The organism is uncultured Marinobacter sp., assembly GCF_913055835.1.
Classification (GTDB): Bacteria; Pseudomonadota; Gammaproteobacteria; order Pseudomonadales; family Oleiphilaceae; genus Marinobacter.
This window is the reverse complement of sequence record NZ_CAJXKQ010000040.1, coordinates 1-15994: the sequence shown is the minus strand read 5'-3', so window position 1 is coordinate 15994 and position 15994 is coordinate 1. Positions and strand designations below refer to the sequence as shown.

The 15994-nt window shown below is 58.0% G+C and carries 16 protein-coding genes; 4 read left to right on the top strand and 12 right to left on the bottom strand.

All coding sequences use genetic code 11. The features are described 5' to 3' along the window. Nucleotides 1–37 precede the first annotated feature (37 nt). The 4 genes from QZ534_RS16920 to QZ534_RS16905 form a co-directional block, all read right to left on the bottom strand. Nucleotides 38–2068: a methyl-accepting chemotaxis protein gene (locus QZ534_RS16920; protein WP_296936134.1), complete on the bottom strand. Its 2031-nt coding sequence runs from the start codon at nt 2066–2068 to the stop codon at nt 38–40. Nucleotides 2069–2188: 120 nt separating this feature from the next. Then, entirely contained in the window at nt 2189–3076 is an 888-nt protein-coding gene (ampE, locus tag QZ534_RS16915) for a regulatory signaling modulator protein AmpE (protein WP_296936132.1), read from the bottom strand. After that, nucleotides 3077–3703 carry a 1,6-anhydro-N-acetylmuramyl-L-alanine amidase AmpD gene (ampD, locus tag QZ534_RS16910; protein WP_296936131.1) on the bottom strand — a complete coding sequence of 209 codons (627 nt, stop codon included), beginning with the start codon at nt 3701–3703 and terminating at the stop codon, nt 3077–3079. Between the two features lie 69 nt (nt 3704–3772). Then, nucleotides 3773–6079, bottom strand: a complete 2307-nt coding sequence (locus QZ534_RS16905; protein ID WP_296936129.1) for a DUF1631 domain-containing protein — start codon at nt 6077–6079, stop codon at nt 3773–3775. A gap of 223 nt (nt 6080–6302) precedes the next feature. On the opposite strand from QZ534_RS16905, the gene nadC reads away from it, so the two are divergent. Beyond that, on the top strand, nt 6303–7142 hold the full coding sequence (gene nadC / locus QZ534_RS16900; protein WP_296936126.1) for a carboxylating nicotinate-nucleotide diphosphorylase: 840 nt from the start codon (nt 6303–6305) through the stop codon (nt 7140–7142). Here the strand turns inward: nadC and QZ534_RS16895 are convergent, their stop codons facing one another. Genes QZ534_RS16895 through QZ534_RS16875 form a run of 5 tightly spaced genes read right to left on the bottom strand, consistent with a single transcriptional unit; the run spans nt 7143 to nt 10963 of the window. Beyond that, the gene (locus QZ534_RS16895; protein WP_296936124.1) at nt 7143–7478 is read right to left on the bottom strand and encodes a YqcC family protein; all 336 of its coding nucleotides are present in this window, start codon (nt 7476–7478) and stop codon (nt 7143–7145) included. It abuts the gene before it with no gap. A gap of 12 nt (nt 7479–7490) precedes the next feature. Next, nucleotides 7491–8288 (bottom strand): ParA family protein, encoded by a 798-nt coding sequence (locus QZ534_RS16890; protein ID WP_296936122.1) that lies wholly within the window; start codon nt 8286–8288, stop codon nt 7491–7493. 60 nt (nt 8289–8348) lie between these two features. Beyond that, nucleotides 8349–9047: a DnaA regulatory inactivator Hda gene (gene hda, locus QZ534_RS16885; protein WP_296936121.1), complete on the bottom strand. Its 699-nt coding sequence runs from the start codon at nt 9045–9047 to the stop codon at nt 8349–8351. Continuing rightward, nucleotides 9044–9604, bottom strand: coding sequence for a CDP-alcohol phosphatidyltransferase family protein (locus QZ534_RS16880; RefSeq protein WP_296936119.1), 561 nt, complete (start codon nt 9602–9604; stop codon nt 9044–9046). The genes hda and QZ534_RS16880 overlap by 4 nt, the downstream gene beginning before the upstream one ends. Nucleotides 9605–9625: 21 nt before the next feature. Next, nucleotides 9626–10963, bottom strand: coding sequence for a DUF2066 domain-containing protein (locus QZ534_RS16875; RefSeq protein WP_296936117.1), 1338 nt, complete (start codon nt 10961–10963; stop codon nt 9626–9628). 159 nt (nt 10964–11122) lie between these two features. Between QZ534_RS16875 and purM the strand changes: the two genes are divergently transcribed. The 3 genes from purM (at nt 11123) to QZ534_RS16860 (ending at nt 13671) form a co-directional block, all read left to right on the top strand. Further along, nucleotides 11123–12187, top strand: a complete 1065-nt coding sequence (purM, locus tag QZ534_RS16870; RefSeq protein WP_296936115.1) for a phosphoribosylformylglycinamidine cyclo-ligase — start codon at nt 11123–11125, stop codon at nt 12185–12187. Then, nucleotides 12184–12846: a phosphoribosylglycinamide formyltransferase gene (gene purN / locus QZ534_RS16865; RefSeq protein ID WP_296936114.1), complete on the top strand. Its 663-nt coding sequence runs from the start codon at nt 12184–12186 to the stop codon at nt 12844–12846. The genes purM and purN overlap by 4 nt, the downstream gene beginning before the upstream one ends. Before the next feature lie 90 nt (nt 12847–12936). Further along, on the top strand, nt 12937–13671 hold the full coding sequence (locus QZ534_RS16860) for a DUF3108 domain-containing protein (RefSeq protein WP_296936113.1): 735 nt from the start codon (nt 12937–12939) through the stop codon (nt 13669–13671). Here the strand turns inward: QZ534_RS16860 and QZ534_RS16855 are convergent. The 3 genes from QZ534_RS16855 to dcd form a co-directional block, all read right to left on the bottom strand. After that, nucleotides 13668–14945, bottom strand: coding sequence for a valine--pyruvate transaminase (locus tag QZ534_RS16855; RefSeq protein WP_296936111.1), 1278 nt, complete (start codon nt 14943–14945; stop codon nt 13668–13670). The genes QZ534_RS16860 and QZ534_RS16855 overlap by 4 nt on opposite strands. 63 nt (nt 14946–15008) lie before the next feature. Further along, entirely contained in the window at nt 15009–15608 is a 600-nt protein-coding gene (locus tag QZ534_RS16850; protein WP_011784458.1) for a YjaG family protein, read from the bottom strand. After that, nucleotides 15605–15994 (bottom strand): dCTP deaminase (gene dcd, locus QZ534_RS16845; protein WP_296936105.1); only part of this gene is annotated, 390 nt, incomplete at its 5' end. The genes dcd and QZ534_RS16850, both read right to left, overlap by 4 nt.

Genomic DNA, 15994 nt, shown 5'->3' with positions numbered 1-15994 from the left:
CGGATTTTTCGTCTCCGATGATCAAAACCGGTGCCAATCAGACCTTGAAGGCCTCCACCAGACGCTGAAGCGACGCGGTCAGTTGCGACATTTCTCTGGAAGATCCGAGTGTTTCTTCGGCGTTGGCGGCGGTCCTCTGACCCAGCTCGCCAATCTGTTCGACGCTTGAATTCACGTTCTTCGCAACGGCAGACTGCTCTTCGGCAGCCTGGGCAATCTGGTGACTCATATCCACGATCACCGAGATGCCCTTGGCGATCCGGTCCAGCGCCTCCGTTACCTCACCAGACTTCTGCACCGTTGTCTCGGTAACATCCCGGCTGTTGGTCATGGCCGACACGGCGTCCTTTACACCGCTCTGGAGCCGGGAAATCATGCCCTCGATCTCTTCGGTGGATTTGTGGGTGCGCTGCGAGAGCGAGCGGACCTCATCGGCAACCACCGCAAACCCGCGCCCCTGTTCGCCAGCTCGAGCTGCCTCAATAGCGGCATTCAGGGCCAGCAGATTGGTCTGCTCGGCAATCGCCTTGATCTCGACCAGCACCTGACTGATGTTGTCACTATCCTTGCTGACCCGGTTGATCACTTCCACCGCACCGGAAATCTCACTAGCCAGCCTGTTGATGGTTTCAACCGTGTCGGCGACGACGCCGCGCCCGGTTTCCGTGTCCTGTTCGGCGTTACTGGCGCTGTCTGCAACCCTGTGAGCGCTTTCTGTGACTTCGTGAACCGCCTCGACCATCTGGTTCATGGCTTCGTTGATCTGGCCGCTCTCCTCCATCTGGCGTGCGACGGCTTCGCTGTTGGCTGCGGCGGTATCGTTGACCCGGGTTGCCTGCTGATCCACATCCGCCGTAGTCCGGCTGACGGAACGGATTAGCTCGGCAATCCGGTCGGTCATGTTATTGAATTCGGTGGTTAGCTCGCCCAGTTCGTCGCGATTGCGCAAATTGATGTGGGTAGTCATGTCACCGGCAGCGACGCTGCGCGCCGCCTGGCTGAACCGGTTGATGGCGGTTCGCACGGACATGAAGAAGCCGATGTAGAGATAGACAACCACCAGAAGGACAGCGATCAGGGCAATAACAATCAGACGACGCTGGTTGATCTCACTCTCCAGCCGCGCCCGCAGGTTGCCTTCGACCACGCTGAAAGCTGCCGTCTTGACCTCGTCGTAGTGAGCCAGCTGTCCGGATATCAGATCGTCGTATTCGGTCCAGGGCATCTCCAGACGCATGGGCGTTATGACGTTCAGATCCAGCTGGTCCCGGACCACCATCAGGCTCTCGTCAACCCGCTGAATGGCATTGCCCGCACGCTCAGCCAAAACCGGTGATGCCTCAGAGGCCAGAGCCAATGCCGGTGAGAGCAATGAACTGCGGTTGGTCAGTTGGTCATAGATTTCGTTCAGGGTTTCGCTCAGGGCATAGCCTACCTGCCCCTCAACCAGGGCAAAGATGCCGTAGGATTTTGCACGCCCAATCACAGTGCGCGCCGCTGGAAGTGAATCGCGGACCAGACCGAGAATCAGCTGGTTTTCCCGGGACGCCCCCTGGCCCAGGCCCGAGATTTCAATGGTGGCCGAAAGCAAGGCCTGAGCTTTCTGGACAAACTCCTGGTAATACTTGAACTGCGGATCGAAGCTGCCCTGATAGTTATCATCAGCCCGCAGCGCCTCCCACTCCTGGCGCAGCGTCGCGACCTGTTCAGCCCAGGAGCCAGAGGTATCAAATGAACGCTCTTCTGCAACAAGAGCTGCCAGGGTGTTATCAACCTCGTTGGCCGCCTCTTCCGAAACCGCCTTAATAGCACTCTCATCCTTGATGATCGCCGGCGAGCGATAATCACGATAATCCATGGCAGCATCCACAAGCCGGTCTACTTGCTGAAGCTGCTCAAGCCCTTCGACACCCCGGGTCATGGTCTGAACCGAGCGGTTCAGTTCGGAAATGGCGAGCCAGGACAATCCACCGATCGGCAACAGGAACAGAATACTGATGAGACTGAACTTGTAGACCATCGGCAGCCGGTTCATCAGTGCAATAGCAGGATTAATGAGTTGCTTCACAGTGGCCCTCTTGCTGGCAAATAACAACTGAACGGAAGTTCTTTTTTTATATTGTCGCCTAAAGTCTTAGAAACTTAAGCATTATTTGTTGTTAAAATGTAATGTTTTATAAAATCCGGCTCAAACAACCCCGGAAATGACCAGCAGAGCAAGTGTGCATATCCATACCAGCATACTTCTGTTCAACAGATCCCTTACTGCTCTCAGGCTTCGCCCCCCGAACGCGGTCCACTCATCCGGGTGAATCCGGGAAAAGCGTGCTGGATCCAGTGCATACCCGGTTAACGACCCGTTGGCCGAAATCATAAGCACCTCCCCGGCTTTTTTTGTAACGCCGGTCAGGGTCTGACGGGTTTCCCGCAGCCAGCCGGCAAGATCACCGGCAATTCCAAACGTCAGGGCAAGAAGCCTGGCAGGGATCCATCCGGCAAGGTCCGACATTTTCGCAAACCGCGGCCTGGCCGCCGCCTGGGGCCATTGATCAGCGAGGGCAACCACACCGCGAGCAAGAACGGCAAGGCCGATGCCGCCGACCACGTACCAGAAAGCCACCAGGAAAAAACGCTGGAAAACCGAGACCATCAGTGCTTTGGACAGCGAAAGGTGCATGGCCTCGGGGGACGCCGCAGCACCCCGTTCATCCGCCGGAAGAAGGTCTTTAACATGATGCCAGGCCGACTGCATGTCTCCCCGCTGCCATGCCTCCGCATAGGCCCGGAGTGCCTGTCGCCAGCCCGGTGTGCCCATCAGGACCACCAGAACCAGGAATTCGAGCGGGTAAGCCGCCAGCCGCCACCCCGATGACCATAGCAGATACTCTGCCAGTCCCAGGAGAACGGCAGGAAGTAAAACAAGCGCCAGCCCCATTGCAATGCCCGACTCATGCCCTGCCCTGACGCGGCTTCCCTTTCTGAACCACCGACGCCAGACCTCATCACCGGATAGCAGATCCAGAGAATCCAGGCGCCTGCGCACCATGTAGGCCAGGAGGAATACAATAAACACCATTCAGACGTTCCTCCCGGATCCTCGGAGTGCCTGCAGAACCGCCCGAAAATAAGGCCAATCGAAAGCGGGCCCCGGATCGCTCTTCCTGCCGGGGGCGATGTCACAGTGCCCCGTGATACGACCGTTGGTGATAACCGGCCAGGCCGCCATGATCATCTCCGTCACTTCCGCCAGCCTACGGTACTGTTCAGTGGTGTATGGAATGTCGTCAGTCCCTTCCAGTTCGATCCCGATGGAGAAGTCATTGCACTCCTCCTGCCCCTCGAAACACGAGCGACCCGCATGCCAGGCTCGATCAAGCAGGCTGACAAACTGGACAAGGGCTCCATCCCGGCGTATCAACAGGTGGGCCGACACCTGAACGCCTTCGATGGTCTGGAAATAGGGGTGTGCCGAGTGGTCAAGGCGGTTGCAGAAGAAGTCTTCTATTTCCGGACCGCCGAACTGGCCCGGAGGCAGGCTGATGTTGTGGACGACAAGAAGAGAGATCGCTGCACCCTCCGGACGTGGCCCGAAGTTCGGCGAGGGACACCAGCGGGCAAAGGGGATCCGTCCAGTTTCGCGAAGTGATTGTCCATCGGTACCGGAATCAGGAAGGCGTTCAGAAAAAACGTCTGTATCGGGCAAAGTAATTCCAAATGTTTCAGAGGATTACACTCTCTGATTGAATCACAAAGTTGCCACGGTTGCTATGAATCAGTCCTTGCGGCTGCTGCGAAGGTTATCGATGATCGACTCCAGTGCCCGGTCGAAGATCAGGCCATCATCCAGCATGCTGATTTTTCCCGCTTCCATATCTGCAGCCAGTTCCTGGCGCATATACTCGGCCACCTTGGCACCGCTGCGGTTAACGAAGATGTACTTGCCGGTAGCCTTGATAAAGGCAGCAAGTTTACAGCGTACTTTGGTTTCATCGCGGGTCAGCTCAATCCAGGAACCCACCCGGAGGCTTTCTGCTTTCTGGAGCCATTCTGGCGACACAGAAACCTCTGCCCCGGCATCCGCAACCGGCTGAGCGTGAGTCCCTTTGCCGACAGGTTCAGGTTCTTTTTGCTCTGCAGGCGAAGGCATTGCCTTGGCTTCGGCTTCGGGCACCGGCACAACCACAGGAGCGTCCACCGGCTGTTCCGAAACCGGCTCGTGTGCCGGCAAATCCTTCGGTTCTGCCGGCGATTCCGGACGGGACGGCGCAGTGACCAGCCGCTGGAACACATCTACATGAGCCAGTTCCAGATCACGAATGGCCGCATCTGTGGCAAAGGGATCCCAGGAAATCTCATGCAACGCCTTGCGTAGGTCATCCACAATGGCAGGAATAGCCCGCAGCAGTTCTCCCCGGGTGGACTCATTGACCGGACGAGGATCCACACTCCACACCAACTGCTCGGTCAGGTTCCGGGCGTCCTGCCAGCGATCGCTCTCTTCGCCTTCCCGTAGGACCACCCACTGCAAATACTTGGTCCAGGCTTCACTGAGAAGGCCGGCAACCGGCTCAGGAATGTCTCGCTGCTCTGTCAGCTCCTGCAACAACCCTTCCGCCGCCTGGGACGCCCGCTCCTGGCGGGCCCGCCCCTCCTCTGCATCCCGTAGACGCTGCTCTACGAGCTCACGACGCCTGCGATCGAGATCCATGAAGTGACTAAAATCTTTGAGCAACTCCTCGAACAGACTGACGTTCGTGGTGAACTCGCCCAACACCCGGTCCACCACCGATTCGATCTTGTCACGAAGCGGATCCCTCTGGCCGGACTTTTTCTCGGTCCAGCCAATGGCTGCCAGCGCCAGCTCGTTAAGCAGCTTGCGGACCGGGTGACCGCCCCGATTGAAGAAGTTCTTGTCGGTCAATGCCACCTTCAGCACCGGAATCTGCAGACGACCGATCAAGGCCTTCATCACCGGGTGCAACTGGCGATCCTCCAGGATGAAGTCGAACAGCATGGAGACCAGATTGATCACATCGCTGTCCACCTGCCCCACGTGAAGGCTTTTCCCGTCACCGGAGCGCAGGAGGGGTTGAAGCTGCTCGTTCAGCGGTACAACGGCGCCCTCGCCCCACTGCCGGCTGTTGGACTGGGCTTCGGTAAGGCGCGCCATCAGTCGATCCGTGTCGATGTAACTTTCGCCAGCGGGGACACCTCCGCCAGCAGGGGCGGAATCGCCACGATGCAGCAGCGCACTCAGCTCGGAGAACGTGGCCTGTGATTGAGACATACCCTGGCTCTCAACGGTGGAACTGGTTTGATCACTGGCGGCCGTCGATGCCGGGCTCTCCTGAGGCGTGCGCTGACCGGAGCGCAAAGCCGCCTTGCCGGCGGGAGGACGCTTCATATCAGGCATGACGCCTTCGTTAATGAGGGTGCGGTTCGCCTGCTTGTAAAAATCACCAAGCGTATCGGCAAGCAGCCGATCAAACAGCTTCAGAACCACCAGCTTGGCCCGGATATCAATGTCGAGGTCGGCACAGGCTTCGGCAACGCCGCCACAGATGATTTCCGGGCTCAACGGCATCTGTGCGTCCTTCAGCTCGATACCCGGCACCAAATGTCCCACACGCGCTGTCAGCAGACGGATCTGTTCGGTGTAACGGTTCCGAAGTTTATTGATCAGGTTGTCCACAGCCACCTGCTGCTCAAGCTGGGAATGGTCTACGAGGCTCAGCGAATCCTCGTCAACCTCATCAAGGGACCGGGCCGCCTGCTGGGGCTGGAACTTGCCAATTTCGTTGAACGCCTGGCTGACATACTGGAGGATAGAGACCACCATGGCCTTGCGACGCAACCTTAGTTCGCGCATGGCATCAAAGTAGGCGGTCTGGTCGAGGTTCGTGCCGGCTCTGTCTGCAAGTTCGAACAGGGCGTCATCGGCACGGTCGAAAAAATTGGCAAGAACGGACTTCAGGGACTGACCCGATGCGTCACGCAGGCGCACAAGAGCTGCAGGCAATGAAAACCGGGCGGGCGGCTTCTGGCCTGAAAAGCTGACAACCTTGTTATCGTGCACCATTTCGCTGCTCCGCCTCGTGTTGCAAAAATGCCTGTTTTGATTCTCCACTCCACACTATACGAGCTGCCCACGTCAGGTTGTGTCAGAATTTGTCACCTTTTGTGTAGACCTGACCTGCATCACAGTTTAGCAGTCTGGACCCGACAGTTTGGCGATTCACCAGAGGCGCTTTAGAATTGCAGCCTGAAACGCTGACAACCCATTACACCGGACCTTTTGCCCTATGATCCCTCCTGAACTCCTCCGCCAGGCCAGAATTGAAAATGTTGCCCAAAGCCTGCGGGAGGACGTTGGTGATGGTGACATTACGGCCAGACTGATACCCGCCGGCAAGCAGGCGAAAGGCCGCGTGATTACCCGGGAAACCGCAACGATTGCAGGAAGGGAGTGGGTCGACGAGGTTTTTAGGCAGGTGGACCCGTCCGTTGAACTCACCTGGCAGGTATCCGATGGTGAAACCGTCTCACCGGATCAGGTGCTGTTCACTATGGAGGGCCCTGCCAGAAGCCTGCTGAGCGCCGAACGTGCCGCCCTGAACTGGCTCCAGACCCTGTCTGGCGTTGCGACCGCCTGCAGCGGCTACGCTGCCCGGGTTGCTCACACCAGGGTGAGATTACTGGACACCCGAAAGACCCTGCCTGGCCTGCGCCTGGCCCAGAAATACGCTGTAACCTGCGGCGGCTGTTTCAATCACCGCATCGGGCTGTGGGATGCCTTCCTGATCAAGGAAAATCACATTGCCGCCTGTGGCTCCATTGCCGAAGCCATCGAAGCCGCCCATAACATTGCCCCCGGCAAACCGGTTGAGGTAGAAACCGAGAATCTCGATGAACTGGCGCAGGCCCTGAATGCCGGCGCAGACATCATCATGCTGGATGAATTCTCGCTTGAAGACATGCGCACCGCCGTTGCCACCACCGGAGGCAGGGCAAAGCTTGAAGCATCCGGAGGAATCAACGCCGACACCCTGGTGCCGATCGCCGAAACGGGCGTGGACTTCATTTCGATTGGCGCGCTGACCAAAGATGTGAAGGCCGTGGATCTATCAATGAGACTGGACTGATCACCCCCCACTGAGCAGGCGGTCGATCACCTCGAGTTCCCGGACCAGCCTGCCGCCGGACTCCGGGCGCCCCCGAAAGTGCTCCTCGGCCATAGGCGCTATGCCGGACGCCGACGGCAACGGGTGATCGTTTTCGATGATCACCTTCATCCGCTCAACAAAGACAAATTGGAGCCACTGGGTGAACTCCAGGGTATCGATACAGAATGGCTGAGCACTCTGGAAAGCCTCGTCCGGTGGCGGCTCGGACTCCCAGAGCCCCAGCTGCCGCAACTCCATCTCAATGTTCAGAAGGCAGTCCGCAACCTGCCCGATCGGGTTACCGGATTCGGTCATATCAATCTCGCTTCAGTCAGTGAGCAGCTCAAGCTCCACGGTTTCACCATGCAGGACCCGGAACAGGTCCTCGTACTGGCGTGTCAGCGGGTGCTTGGGCGCCATATGAATCAGGGGCTGCCGGCTCTGATGAGACTCTTTCATTTTTACGGAACTTGAGAGACGCACCGGCAACACCGGCAAGCCTTCTTCGGTAAGCTCCCTTACCAGTTGCTTCGGCAGGCTGGCGCGGGGCTGGAACTGGTTGGCAACAATTCCCTCCACCACAAGGTCTTCGTTGTGATCCTCCTGAAGATCACGAATCTCGTTCAGGATGTTGTAGAGGGCCTGACGTGAAAAATCATCACAATCGAATGGAATCAGGCATCGCTGGGCGGCAATCAGCGCGGAGCGGGTGTAGAAATTCAGCGCGGGTGCTGTATCGATGTAGATTGCATCGAAGGATTCGCCGAGTTTTTTCAGGGCCTCTCTCAGCTTGTAGATCTTGTGCTTCGCTTCCAGCTTGCGCTCCAGGAAGTCCAGCTCCGGGCTGGAGGGCATCACAAACAGGTTCTTGAACGGTGAGGCGTGGACGAATTCGTCCGGCCGGCGATTGAACACGGTGAAGGCAACCGTCTGTTCAAGCAGATCGGCAACGGTGTCCTTGAGTTCGCTGGCGGGCTTGCCCAGCAGGTAGTGGGTAGAGTTTCCCTGGGGATCAAGATCCACGACAAGGGTCCGTTTTCCGCGAGCGGCGCTGATAGCTGCGAGATTGCATGTGATACTGGACTTGCCGACACCGCCTTTCTGGTTGAATACCACCCGTCTCATTTTGTCTCTCCCTTGAAGAACCCGTTATCGTTTTCTGCCCAGCGATGAATTCCGTCCAACTCACCAACCCATCACGGTTTTCACGAACGGGATGGTGAGCCTTCTCTGGGCCTGAAGTGAATTTTCATCCAGTATATCCAGAATCCCCAGCAATTCACCGAGCCTTCGCGGCGCCCGGCGCATAATATAGCTCGCTACGTCATCCGCCATTACCAGCCCCCGCTTCTCTGCCCGGGCCCTCAGAATCTTGAGACGATCTTCATCCCGGTAAATACCCAACTGAATGACCAGCCCATGACTTAATCTGGAAACCAGATCCGGTAACTCAAATGGCAGACTGGCTGGGAGATCCGCCAAACTTACCAGCAAAAGGCCGCCCCGATCGTGTATCCGGTTATAAAGATGAAAAATGGCCTCTTCCCACATCCGCTGGCCCGCGATGCGGTCAACATCGTCCAGACAGACGATGTCATGGGTCTCAAGCCCCGACAAAGCATCGGGGCCAAAAGGCTCAAGCTCTGCAATGCTGATACAGACCGCAGCCCTGCCCTGTTTTTCACTCAGGTGGCACACCGCCTGCAGAAGGTGGCTTTTGCCAGTATCGGCGTCACCACACAGCACAACCACCGGAACGTCATCGGGTTGATGACAGACGGATTCAAGACGCTGGGCTGCGGTCGTGTTCCGGTCGCCGTGGAAGTTGTCGAATCGGGCATCATCACGCAGCTTGACCCCGAGCACCAACTGGGACGCGCTCATGAGCGGGTAGCCCTCCAGGCCCTTAACCCCCATACGAACAGATAGTGCGCCCCGCTGAACACGGTTGATACAGCCACCAGGAGAATGCCGGCATCGACAACCCAGGGCTGCATCGGCAAATCCGCCAGAAGCACGATAATGGCCAGGGCGACGAGAATCTGGATAAATGTATTAATCTTGCCCGGGATGCTCGGCTCCATATCGTATCGGCCAACGGTGTAATGATAAGCCAGTGCGCCGACAACAATCAGTAGATCCCGCCCCAGAACCAGCAGAAACAGCCAGACGGGCAGAACGGCAGTAAGCGTAAGCATCAGGTAGGCTGTGATCAGCAATGCCTTGTCGGCCAGCGGATCCGCGATGGCGCCGAGCCTGGAACGCCAGTTGAAATGCCGGGCCAGGAACCCGTCAACCGCATCAGTGCCCGCCGCCAGGAAGAAAATCAGCAGCGCCCGGCGATAGTCTCCGGCAAGGAGCGCTCCGGCAAAGGGAGCGATCAAAAGAATACGCAAGAACGTCAGGGCATTGGGAATCCAGCGCCAGCGGTGCAAATTCAAAAGACTCCCTCCGGTTACACCTTATTCGCCGCCATCGCTCCCGATGACAGAAGACGGTTGCCAACGATAATACAGAACCTGGTACAGGGATTCGAACGCTTCCCTGGCCTCCTCCTCGTCAACGGGAACCGGCTGATAGGTGAACAGGGATGTCTGTTCGGGCTCTTCCTCGGAGGTTTGCTGCTCCGACCCTGCTGGTTGCGCTTCCTCAGTTTCGGGCGCGTTTGCGGCATCCGCCGCAGAAGAGGCCTCAGGGTCCGTTGTTATCGGGGGGGTATTGGATGGCTCTGCAGGAACGTCTGCCTCCATCGGAACAAAGCGCGGATCCAGGGCAATATACTCGCGAAGCTGGTCCAGCTCACCGGAAAAAGCCACACGCAGGGTGAGTTGTTCATTGCGCACCCGGTGAGCACCGACACTGACAACCGGTGTCAGGCCCTCAAGCACCTTATTGGCCCTGGCGTAGTCTTCCAGAGAGGTTACGCCGCGCAGAACAATATCCACCTGCGGCGAATCCCCTACTTCCGAAGCAGCAACCGCATATCGGCTGGCGTACAGCTCGGCCCAGCGATTAATCATGGCCTCTGCCAATGCTTCCGGAGTCTGTGCGGTGACTGACTCTTCGCCAGCATTCATGGCCATACCATCGAAGACCCAGCCAGCTCGCCATTGGCCGCCGGCGCGACTGACCCTGACCAACGCCAGGACATCGTGATCCAGATCCTCAGAGGCGGACTTCACCCGGCCAATAAACTGCCCCCAGATATCCGACAGTAACTCCCGCTCGGCGGCGAAATCCGACGGCGGCAGCGCCACCGGCAAGCCCCGCTTCCTGGCGGCCTCGTCAAACGCAGCCCTCCAGGTGCCAGCGCCTTCTTGCCCGCCGCCTTCGTCAGGCCGGGTCACGAGTGTTCGCGACCCCCGATCTTCGGCAGCAATCCAGGCCAGCGTGAGCGGTCTGTTGGCACCCCATACCGGTGCATCAATTGAGGCCAATGCGCGATTCACCCCAACCGCTCCGAACGACATGCTCAGAACACTCTGTCCGGATTCATCCCGCGCAACCTGATAGGACAGCAGCAAGGACTCGGCATCGGACAACAATGTCTCCACGCCCTCCATCGCCAGCACGTCGCGGGTACCGGACACCCTGACAAGCACTTGGCTCAGGCCATCGGCATATCCCTGGGCCAGCTGAGCCGGCGAAGATCCTTCAACCGGTACTTTGGCCGAGTAGAGACCGGAAACGGTCACCGCCGCTGCCTGGGCGGAAAACCCGACCAGCAGAAAAGTAAACAGCGCAAAGAACCACGCCCCGGATACAGACCTGTGTGCCGGCTTTCGTCCTGATACTGACATGAAACACCCTGCAATTCGCATGAATGGCGCATAGGATACACCATGCCCCAAGGCGTGAGTAGCAGCCCCGGATTTCGGAAAAGCAATATACATTTGGAGCGCCACACCGCACCTGTTAAAATCCGCCGCCTGACCCACTGGCCAACGGTTAAGTACACCATGAGCGAACAGAAGCCCTCCCTGACCTACCGCGATGCTGGCGTCGATATCGATGCCGGCAATGAACTCGTCAGCCGAATCAAGGACACCGCAGCGCGCACCCGCCGCCCGGAGGTTCTTGGTGGTCTCGGCGGCTTCGGAGCCATGGTTTCGATTCCCGCCGGATACAACGAGCCGGTTCTGGTTTCCGGTACTGACGGAGTGGGCACCAAACTCAGATTGGCCATGCAACTGGACAAGCACGACAGCATCGGCATTGATCTGGTCGCCATGTGCGTCAACGATCTGGTGGTTGGCGGCGCCGAACCACTTTTCTTCCTCGACTACTATGCCACTGGCAAGCTCAACGTAGATGTGGCTGCACAGGTTGTCGCCGGGATCGGCGAAGGCTGCGAACAGGCCGGTTGCGCGCTGGTAGGCGGTGAGACCGCCGAAATGCCGGGCATGTACGAAGGCGACGACTACGATCTGGCCGGTTTCTGCGTGGGCGTTGCAGAACGCAGCGAAATTATCGATGGCGGCCGGGTTCAGGCCGGCGATGTTCTGATTGCCCTGGGCTCTTCCGGCCCCCACTCCAACGGCTACTCGCTGATCCGGAAAATTCTGGAAGTCAGCAACGCCGACCTCGAGCAGCCAATGGGAGACACCACCCTGGCCAACGCCTTGATGGCACCGACCCGGATCTATGTAAAGAACCTTCTACAGCTGATTCGTGAGGTGGACGTCCGGGCACTTTCCCACATCACTGGTGGCGGCCTGCCAGAAAATATTCCCAGGGTGCTGCCCAACGGCACCATTGCTGCCATTGATACCGACAGCTGGTCGCTGCCGCCGGTATTCCAGTGGCTCAAGAACAACGGTGGCGTCGCCAGCGAAGAAATGTACCGCACCTTCAACTGCGGTATCGGCATGATTGTCTGTGTGCCAGCCAACCAGAAGGAACTGGCCCTGGATACTCTGAAAGCCCTGGGCGAACACGCCTGGCAGGTAGGTCTGATCGAACGTGCAGATAGCGAAGAGGCAGATGCCCGCGTCCGCTACGCACCGGGACTGCTATCGGCATGAAGGCAGACCAGACCCCGTTGCCAAAAATCCTGGTGCTCGCCTCCGGCAGTGGCACCAACCTCCAGGCTTTGATTGATGCCAGCCGCGAGCGGGATTTCCCCGGGCAGATTGTTGCCGTCGGCTGCAATCAGCCCGGTGCCTTTGCCCTTGAGCGCGCTGCCCAGGCCAATATCGAAACCTTTGTAGTAAACCACAAGAACTTCGAATCCCGGGAAGAGTTTGACGCCTCCCTGATGGCGGAAATCCTGCGCTACAACCCGGACGTCATTGTGCTTGCAGGCTTCATGCGGATTCTTACCACCGATTTCGTTCGGGCTTTCCGGGGCAAGATGCTGAACATTCACCCTTCACTGTTGCCCAAATACACGGGGCTTAATACGCACCGCCGGGCATTGGAGGCGGGCGATACGGTTCACGGCGTTTCTATCCACTTCGTTACCGAAGAGCTGGATGGCGGCCCAGTGATTGCCCAGGCAGAGGTGTCGATTGCTCCTGATGACACGCCAGAGAGTCTTGCGGAAAAGGTCCAGGCCAGGGAACACATCCTTTATCCCATTGTTGTGCGCTGGTTCTGCGAAGGCCGGATTCAACTTGGAAGTGATTACGTGCTGTTCGACGGCGAGCCATTAAACGCTCCGATGCGCCTGCCGGACAACTGAGCCACAGCCTGAACGAATTGTCATCCCCGCACCCGGCCCGAGCAGCTACACTGTCGCCATTGATGACGGTAATGGTTCGGGATTGACAAGATGCTTTCACGACGACTCACCAGAGCAGGCTTCGCAGCCGTACTGACCCTCCTTGGTATTCTGACCGGGCCGGTCAGCCTTCACGCACAGACCGAAGCCGGGCTGACACCTTTCGAGGCCAGCTACACTGCGGCCATGGAGAAAGGGCTCTCCCTTAATGGCACCGCAAAACGCACACTCACCTCCCAGGGCAACGACGTCTGGCTGTACCGGACCGATGTGGATTCCTTTATTGTCAGCATCGACGAATCGCTGATATTTCGCTGGGAAGACGGCCGGGTCATTCCCATGAGATACCGGTATCGCCTGTCCGGATTTCTGGTCAGCGACCGCAAGAACTCCATCGACTTCGACTGGTCCGAAGGCATCGCAACCGGTGAACACAAAGGTAAGCCGTTTGAACTGGAACTGGAGGAAGGCTTGCTGGATCCGCTGGGTTACCAGCTTCAGCTGCATCAGGACATCAAGAACGGCAAGCGGGAGATGACCTATCGAGTGCTCGACGGCAATTCCATCGATACTGACCGCTTCGCCGTGATCAATGGCGAAAAAATGAGCACCGGCAGTGAACAAAGAGCAACCCTCAAGGCGGAAAAGGTTCGAGAGGACTCGAAGCGCCAGACCCTGATGTGGTTTTCGCCGGAGCAGAACTTTCTGCTCGTCCGCCTCAAACAGGTGGAGCCGGACGGCAGCACCTACGAACTGAAACTCAAGGAAGCGGAGTTCGAGCGCTAGAGATCGCGCCCGGCCTCACGCCAGACGGCCTTGACCTCATCGGCGATGATCCGGAGGCCCTCGGCAACCCGGTCGTCGTCCTGGGAGTAGGTCACGCGCAGGCATTCGTGCCGATGCTTCCAGCCATCCTCCGGCAGACCCGGGAAGAAATAATGCCCGGAGACCACCAGCACACCCCGAGCCTTGAGACGCTGATAAAGCTCCAGACTGGAGACTGGCAAATCCGGGAACCAGAGCCACAGGAACATGGCGCCTTCGGGCTTGTGGATGTACCAGCGGCAACTGTCTTCGCCCATGGCGTCCCGGAACACCGATACCGCCCGCTCCATTTTTGCTTTATAGAACGGGCAAACCACATCCCGGCTCAGGGACAGAATCTCTCCGGAGCGCACCAGCGGTTCTGCCAGCATCGCACCAAAGCTTCCGGTGGCCAGGTTCATGATGGCGTTGATACCCGACAATGCCTTGATAATGGACTCTTCGGCAATAACAATCCCGGTTCGCGCCGCCGGCAAGCCCAGCTTTGACAGGCTCAGACACAGGATAACCTGCTCGTTCCAGCTCGGCTGCGCGTCGACAAACAGCAGGCTCGGAAATGGCGTTCCATAGGCTCCGTCGACAATCAGCGGAATATCGTTTTGCCGGGCCAGTTCTTCCAGCCGGGCCAACTCCTCATCGGTGATGACGTTTCCCGTGGGGTTTGTGGGCCGGGATACACAGATAGCGCCGGTTTCTCCGGTCACCTCCACGGCGTCAAAATCCACCCGATATTTGAATTCATGGGCATCGGTGAAGGAGATGTCCGGCTGTACCGCGTGGAACAGCCCTTGCTCAATGCCGGCATCGGCGTAGCCAATGTATTCAGGCGCCAGCGGCAACAGGATATGCTTGCGATGTCCATCACCGTAGTCACCACCAAACATGTTGAAAAGCATGAAGAAGGCAGCCTGACTGCCGTTGGTCAGCGCAATGTTTTCGGGCTTCAGGCCCCAGCCGTATTCCTGATTCAGCAACTGGGCCAGGGAGGCAATAAACTGCTTTTCCCCCTGAGGGGGATCGTAAATACCCACCAGCCGACGTACGTCCGCCTCACTGGAGGCCATCTCCGCCAGAATGCTCTGAACTCTCTGCTGGATCTCCGGAATGTGGCCGGGGTTACCACCGCCCATCATGATCATGTCTTCACCGGAGGCCATGGCATTCCCGAGATCGTCCATCAGGGAAGTAATGCCGGCATCAGCGGTGAATTTACGACCGAAAGCAGAGAGTTTCATGATTCATTCCGTTCAATAAAGTACTGAGGGAGGTTACAGGCAGTGTAGCTTGGTTGCCTTATGTCAGCCTTCCAGGGAGATTCCCAGATTGCTGACACCGTCGTTGGCGGCACCGGCTCGGAGTTCAGCCAGGAAGGCTTCTTTGGGTGTTCGCTGCTTTTTCAGCGCCATGACGGTGTCACGCTGAAACAGTTTGTCGTCCTTGAGCAGGGGGTGGTGTTCAAACACGCGCACCAGTTCGTTTTCATCCATTCCCTCACCTTCGGACATTTCAACAAAATCCATGACGGTGCGGGTCGCCAACTGGGAAGCTTCGGTGGCGCGATGCTTGTTCGGATTCAGGCGGTTCAGCAGCGCCTGCTCAAGCAACTGGCAGAAATCGAAGGCTGGGTAGACACCGTAGGCATCGTACTCATCGACATTGGGGCACAGGGTTTCGAGTTTACTGAGCAGCTGCGGAATTGCGGCATCGGCCACGTCTTTCTGGAGCATGTCCCAGGCCAGATCGAGCAACTGGCGCATCTTGCCGCCGGTTTTCAGGCCAACGGCGTCGGCGAACAGGGCGTAGTTGGGAAAGGAACGTTCGGCCAGGGCAAGCAGGAAGGCGCATTCGCGCCAGCCCTGCAGCTGTGAGACGGCTTTGAGAAACTGGTTGGCGTTCATGTCCTGGGCAGGGTCACGCCGGTCTGGCCAAGGTACTTGCCGCCGCGGTCTTTGTAGCTGGTTTCACAGATTTCATCGGATTCGAAGAACAGCATCTGGGCAACGCCTTCGTTGGCGTAGATTTTCGCTGGCAGATTGGTGGTGTTGGAGAATTCCAGGGTTACCTGACCTTCCCACTCCGGCTCCAGCGGGGTGACGTTCACGATGATGCCGCAGCGTGCATAGGTGCTTTTGCCCAGGCAGATAGTGAGTACACTTCTGGGGATGCGGAAGTATTCAACGGTGCGCGCCAGGGCGAAGCTGTTCGGCGGGATGATGCAGACGTCGCCGGTATAGTTGACGAAGCTGTTCTCGTCGAAGTTCTTCGGGTCTACGGTGGCGCTGTG

What these genes read in the sequence shown, in the direction of transcription:
- ampE (WP_296936132.1), bottom strand. Translation starts at nt 3,076, where the DNA reads ATGGTGTTTATTGTATTCCTCCTGGCCTACATGGTGCGCAGGCGCCTG.
- QZ534_RS16905 (WP_296936129.1), bottom strand. Translation starts at nt 6,079, where the DNA reads ATGGTGCACGATAACAAGGTTGTCAGCTTTTCAGGCCAGAAGCCGCCC.
- nadC (WP_296936126.1), top strand. Translation starts at nt 6,303, where the DNA reads ATGATCCCTCCTGAACTCCTCCGCCAGGCCAGAATTGAAAATGTTGCC.
- QZ534_RS16895 (WP_296936124.1), bottom strand. Translation starts at nt 7,478, where the DNA reads ATGACCGAATCCGGTAACCCGATCGGGCAGGTTGCGGACTGCCTTCTG.
- QZ534_RS16890 (WP_296936122.1), bottom strand. Translation starts at nt 8,288, where the DNA reads ATGAGACGGGTGGTATTCAACCAGAAAGGCGGTGTCGGCAAGTCCAGT.
- hda (WP_296936121.1), bottom strand. Translation starts at nt 9,047, where the DNA reads ATGAGCGCGTCCCAGTTGGTGCTCGGGGTCAAGCTGCGTGATGATGCC.
- QZ534_RS16875 (WP_296936117.1), bottom strand. Translation starts at nt 10,963, where the DNA reads ATGTCAGTATCAGGACGAAAGCCGGCACACAGGTCTGTATCCGGGGCG.
- purM (WP_296936115.1), top strand. Translation starts at nt 11,123, where the DNA reads ATGAGCGAACAGAAGCCCTCCCTGACCTACCGCGATGCTGGCGTCGAT.
- purN (WP_296936114.1), top strand. Translation starts at nt 12,184, where the DNA reads ATGAAGGCAGACCAGACCCCGTTGCCAAAAATCCTGGTGCTCGCCTCC.
- QZ534_RS16860 (WP_296936113.1), top strand. Translation starts at nt 12,937, where the DNA reads ATGCTTTCACGACGACTCACCAGAGCAGGCTTCGCAGCCGTACTGACC.
- QZ534_RS16855 (WP_296936111.1), bottom strand. Translation starts at nt 14,945, where the DNA reads ATGAAACTCTCTGCTTTCGGTCGTAAATTCACCGCTGATGCCGGCATT.
- QZ534_RS16850 (WP_011784458.1), bottom strand. Translation starts at nt 15,608, where the DNA reads ATGAACGCCAACCAGTTTCTCAAAGCCGTCTCACAGCTGCAGGGCTGG.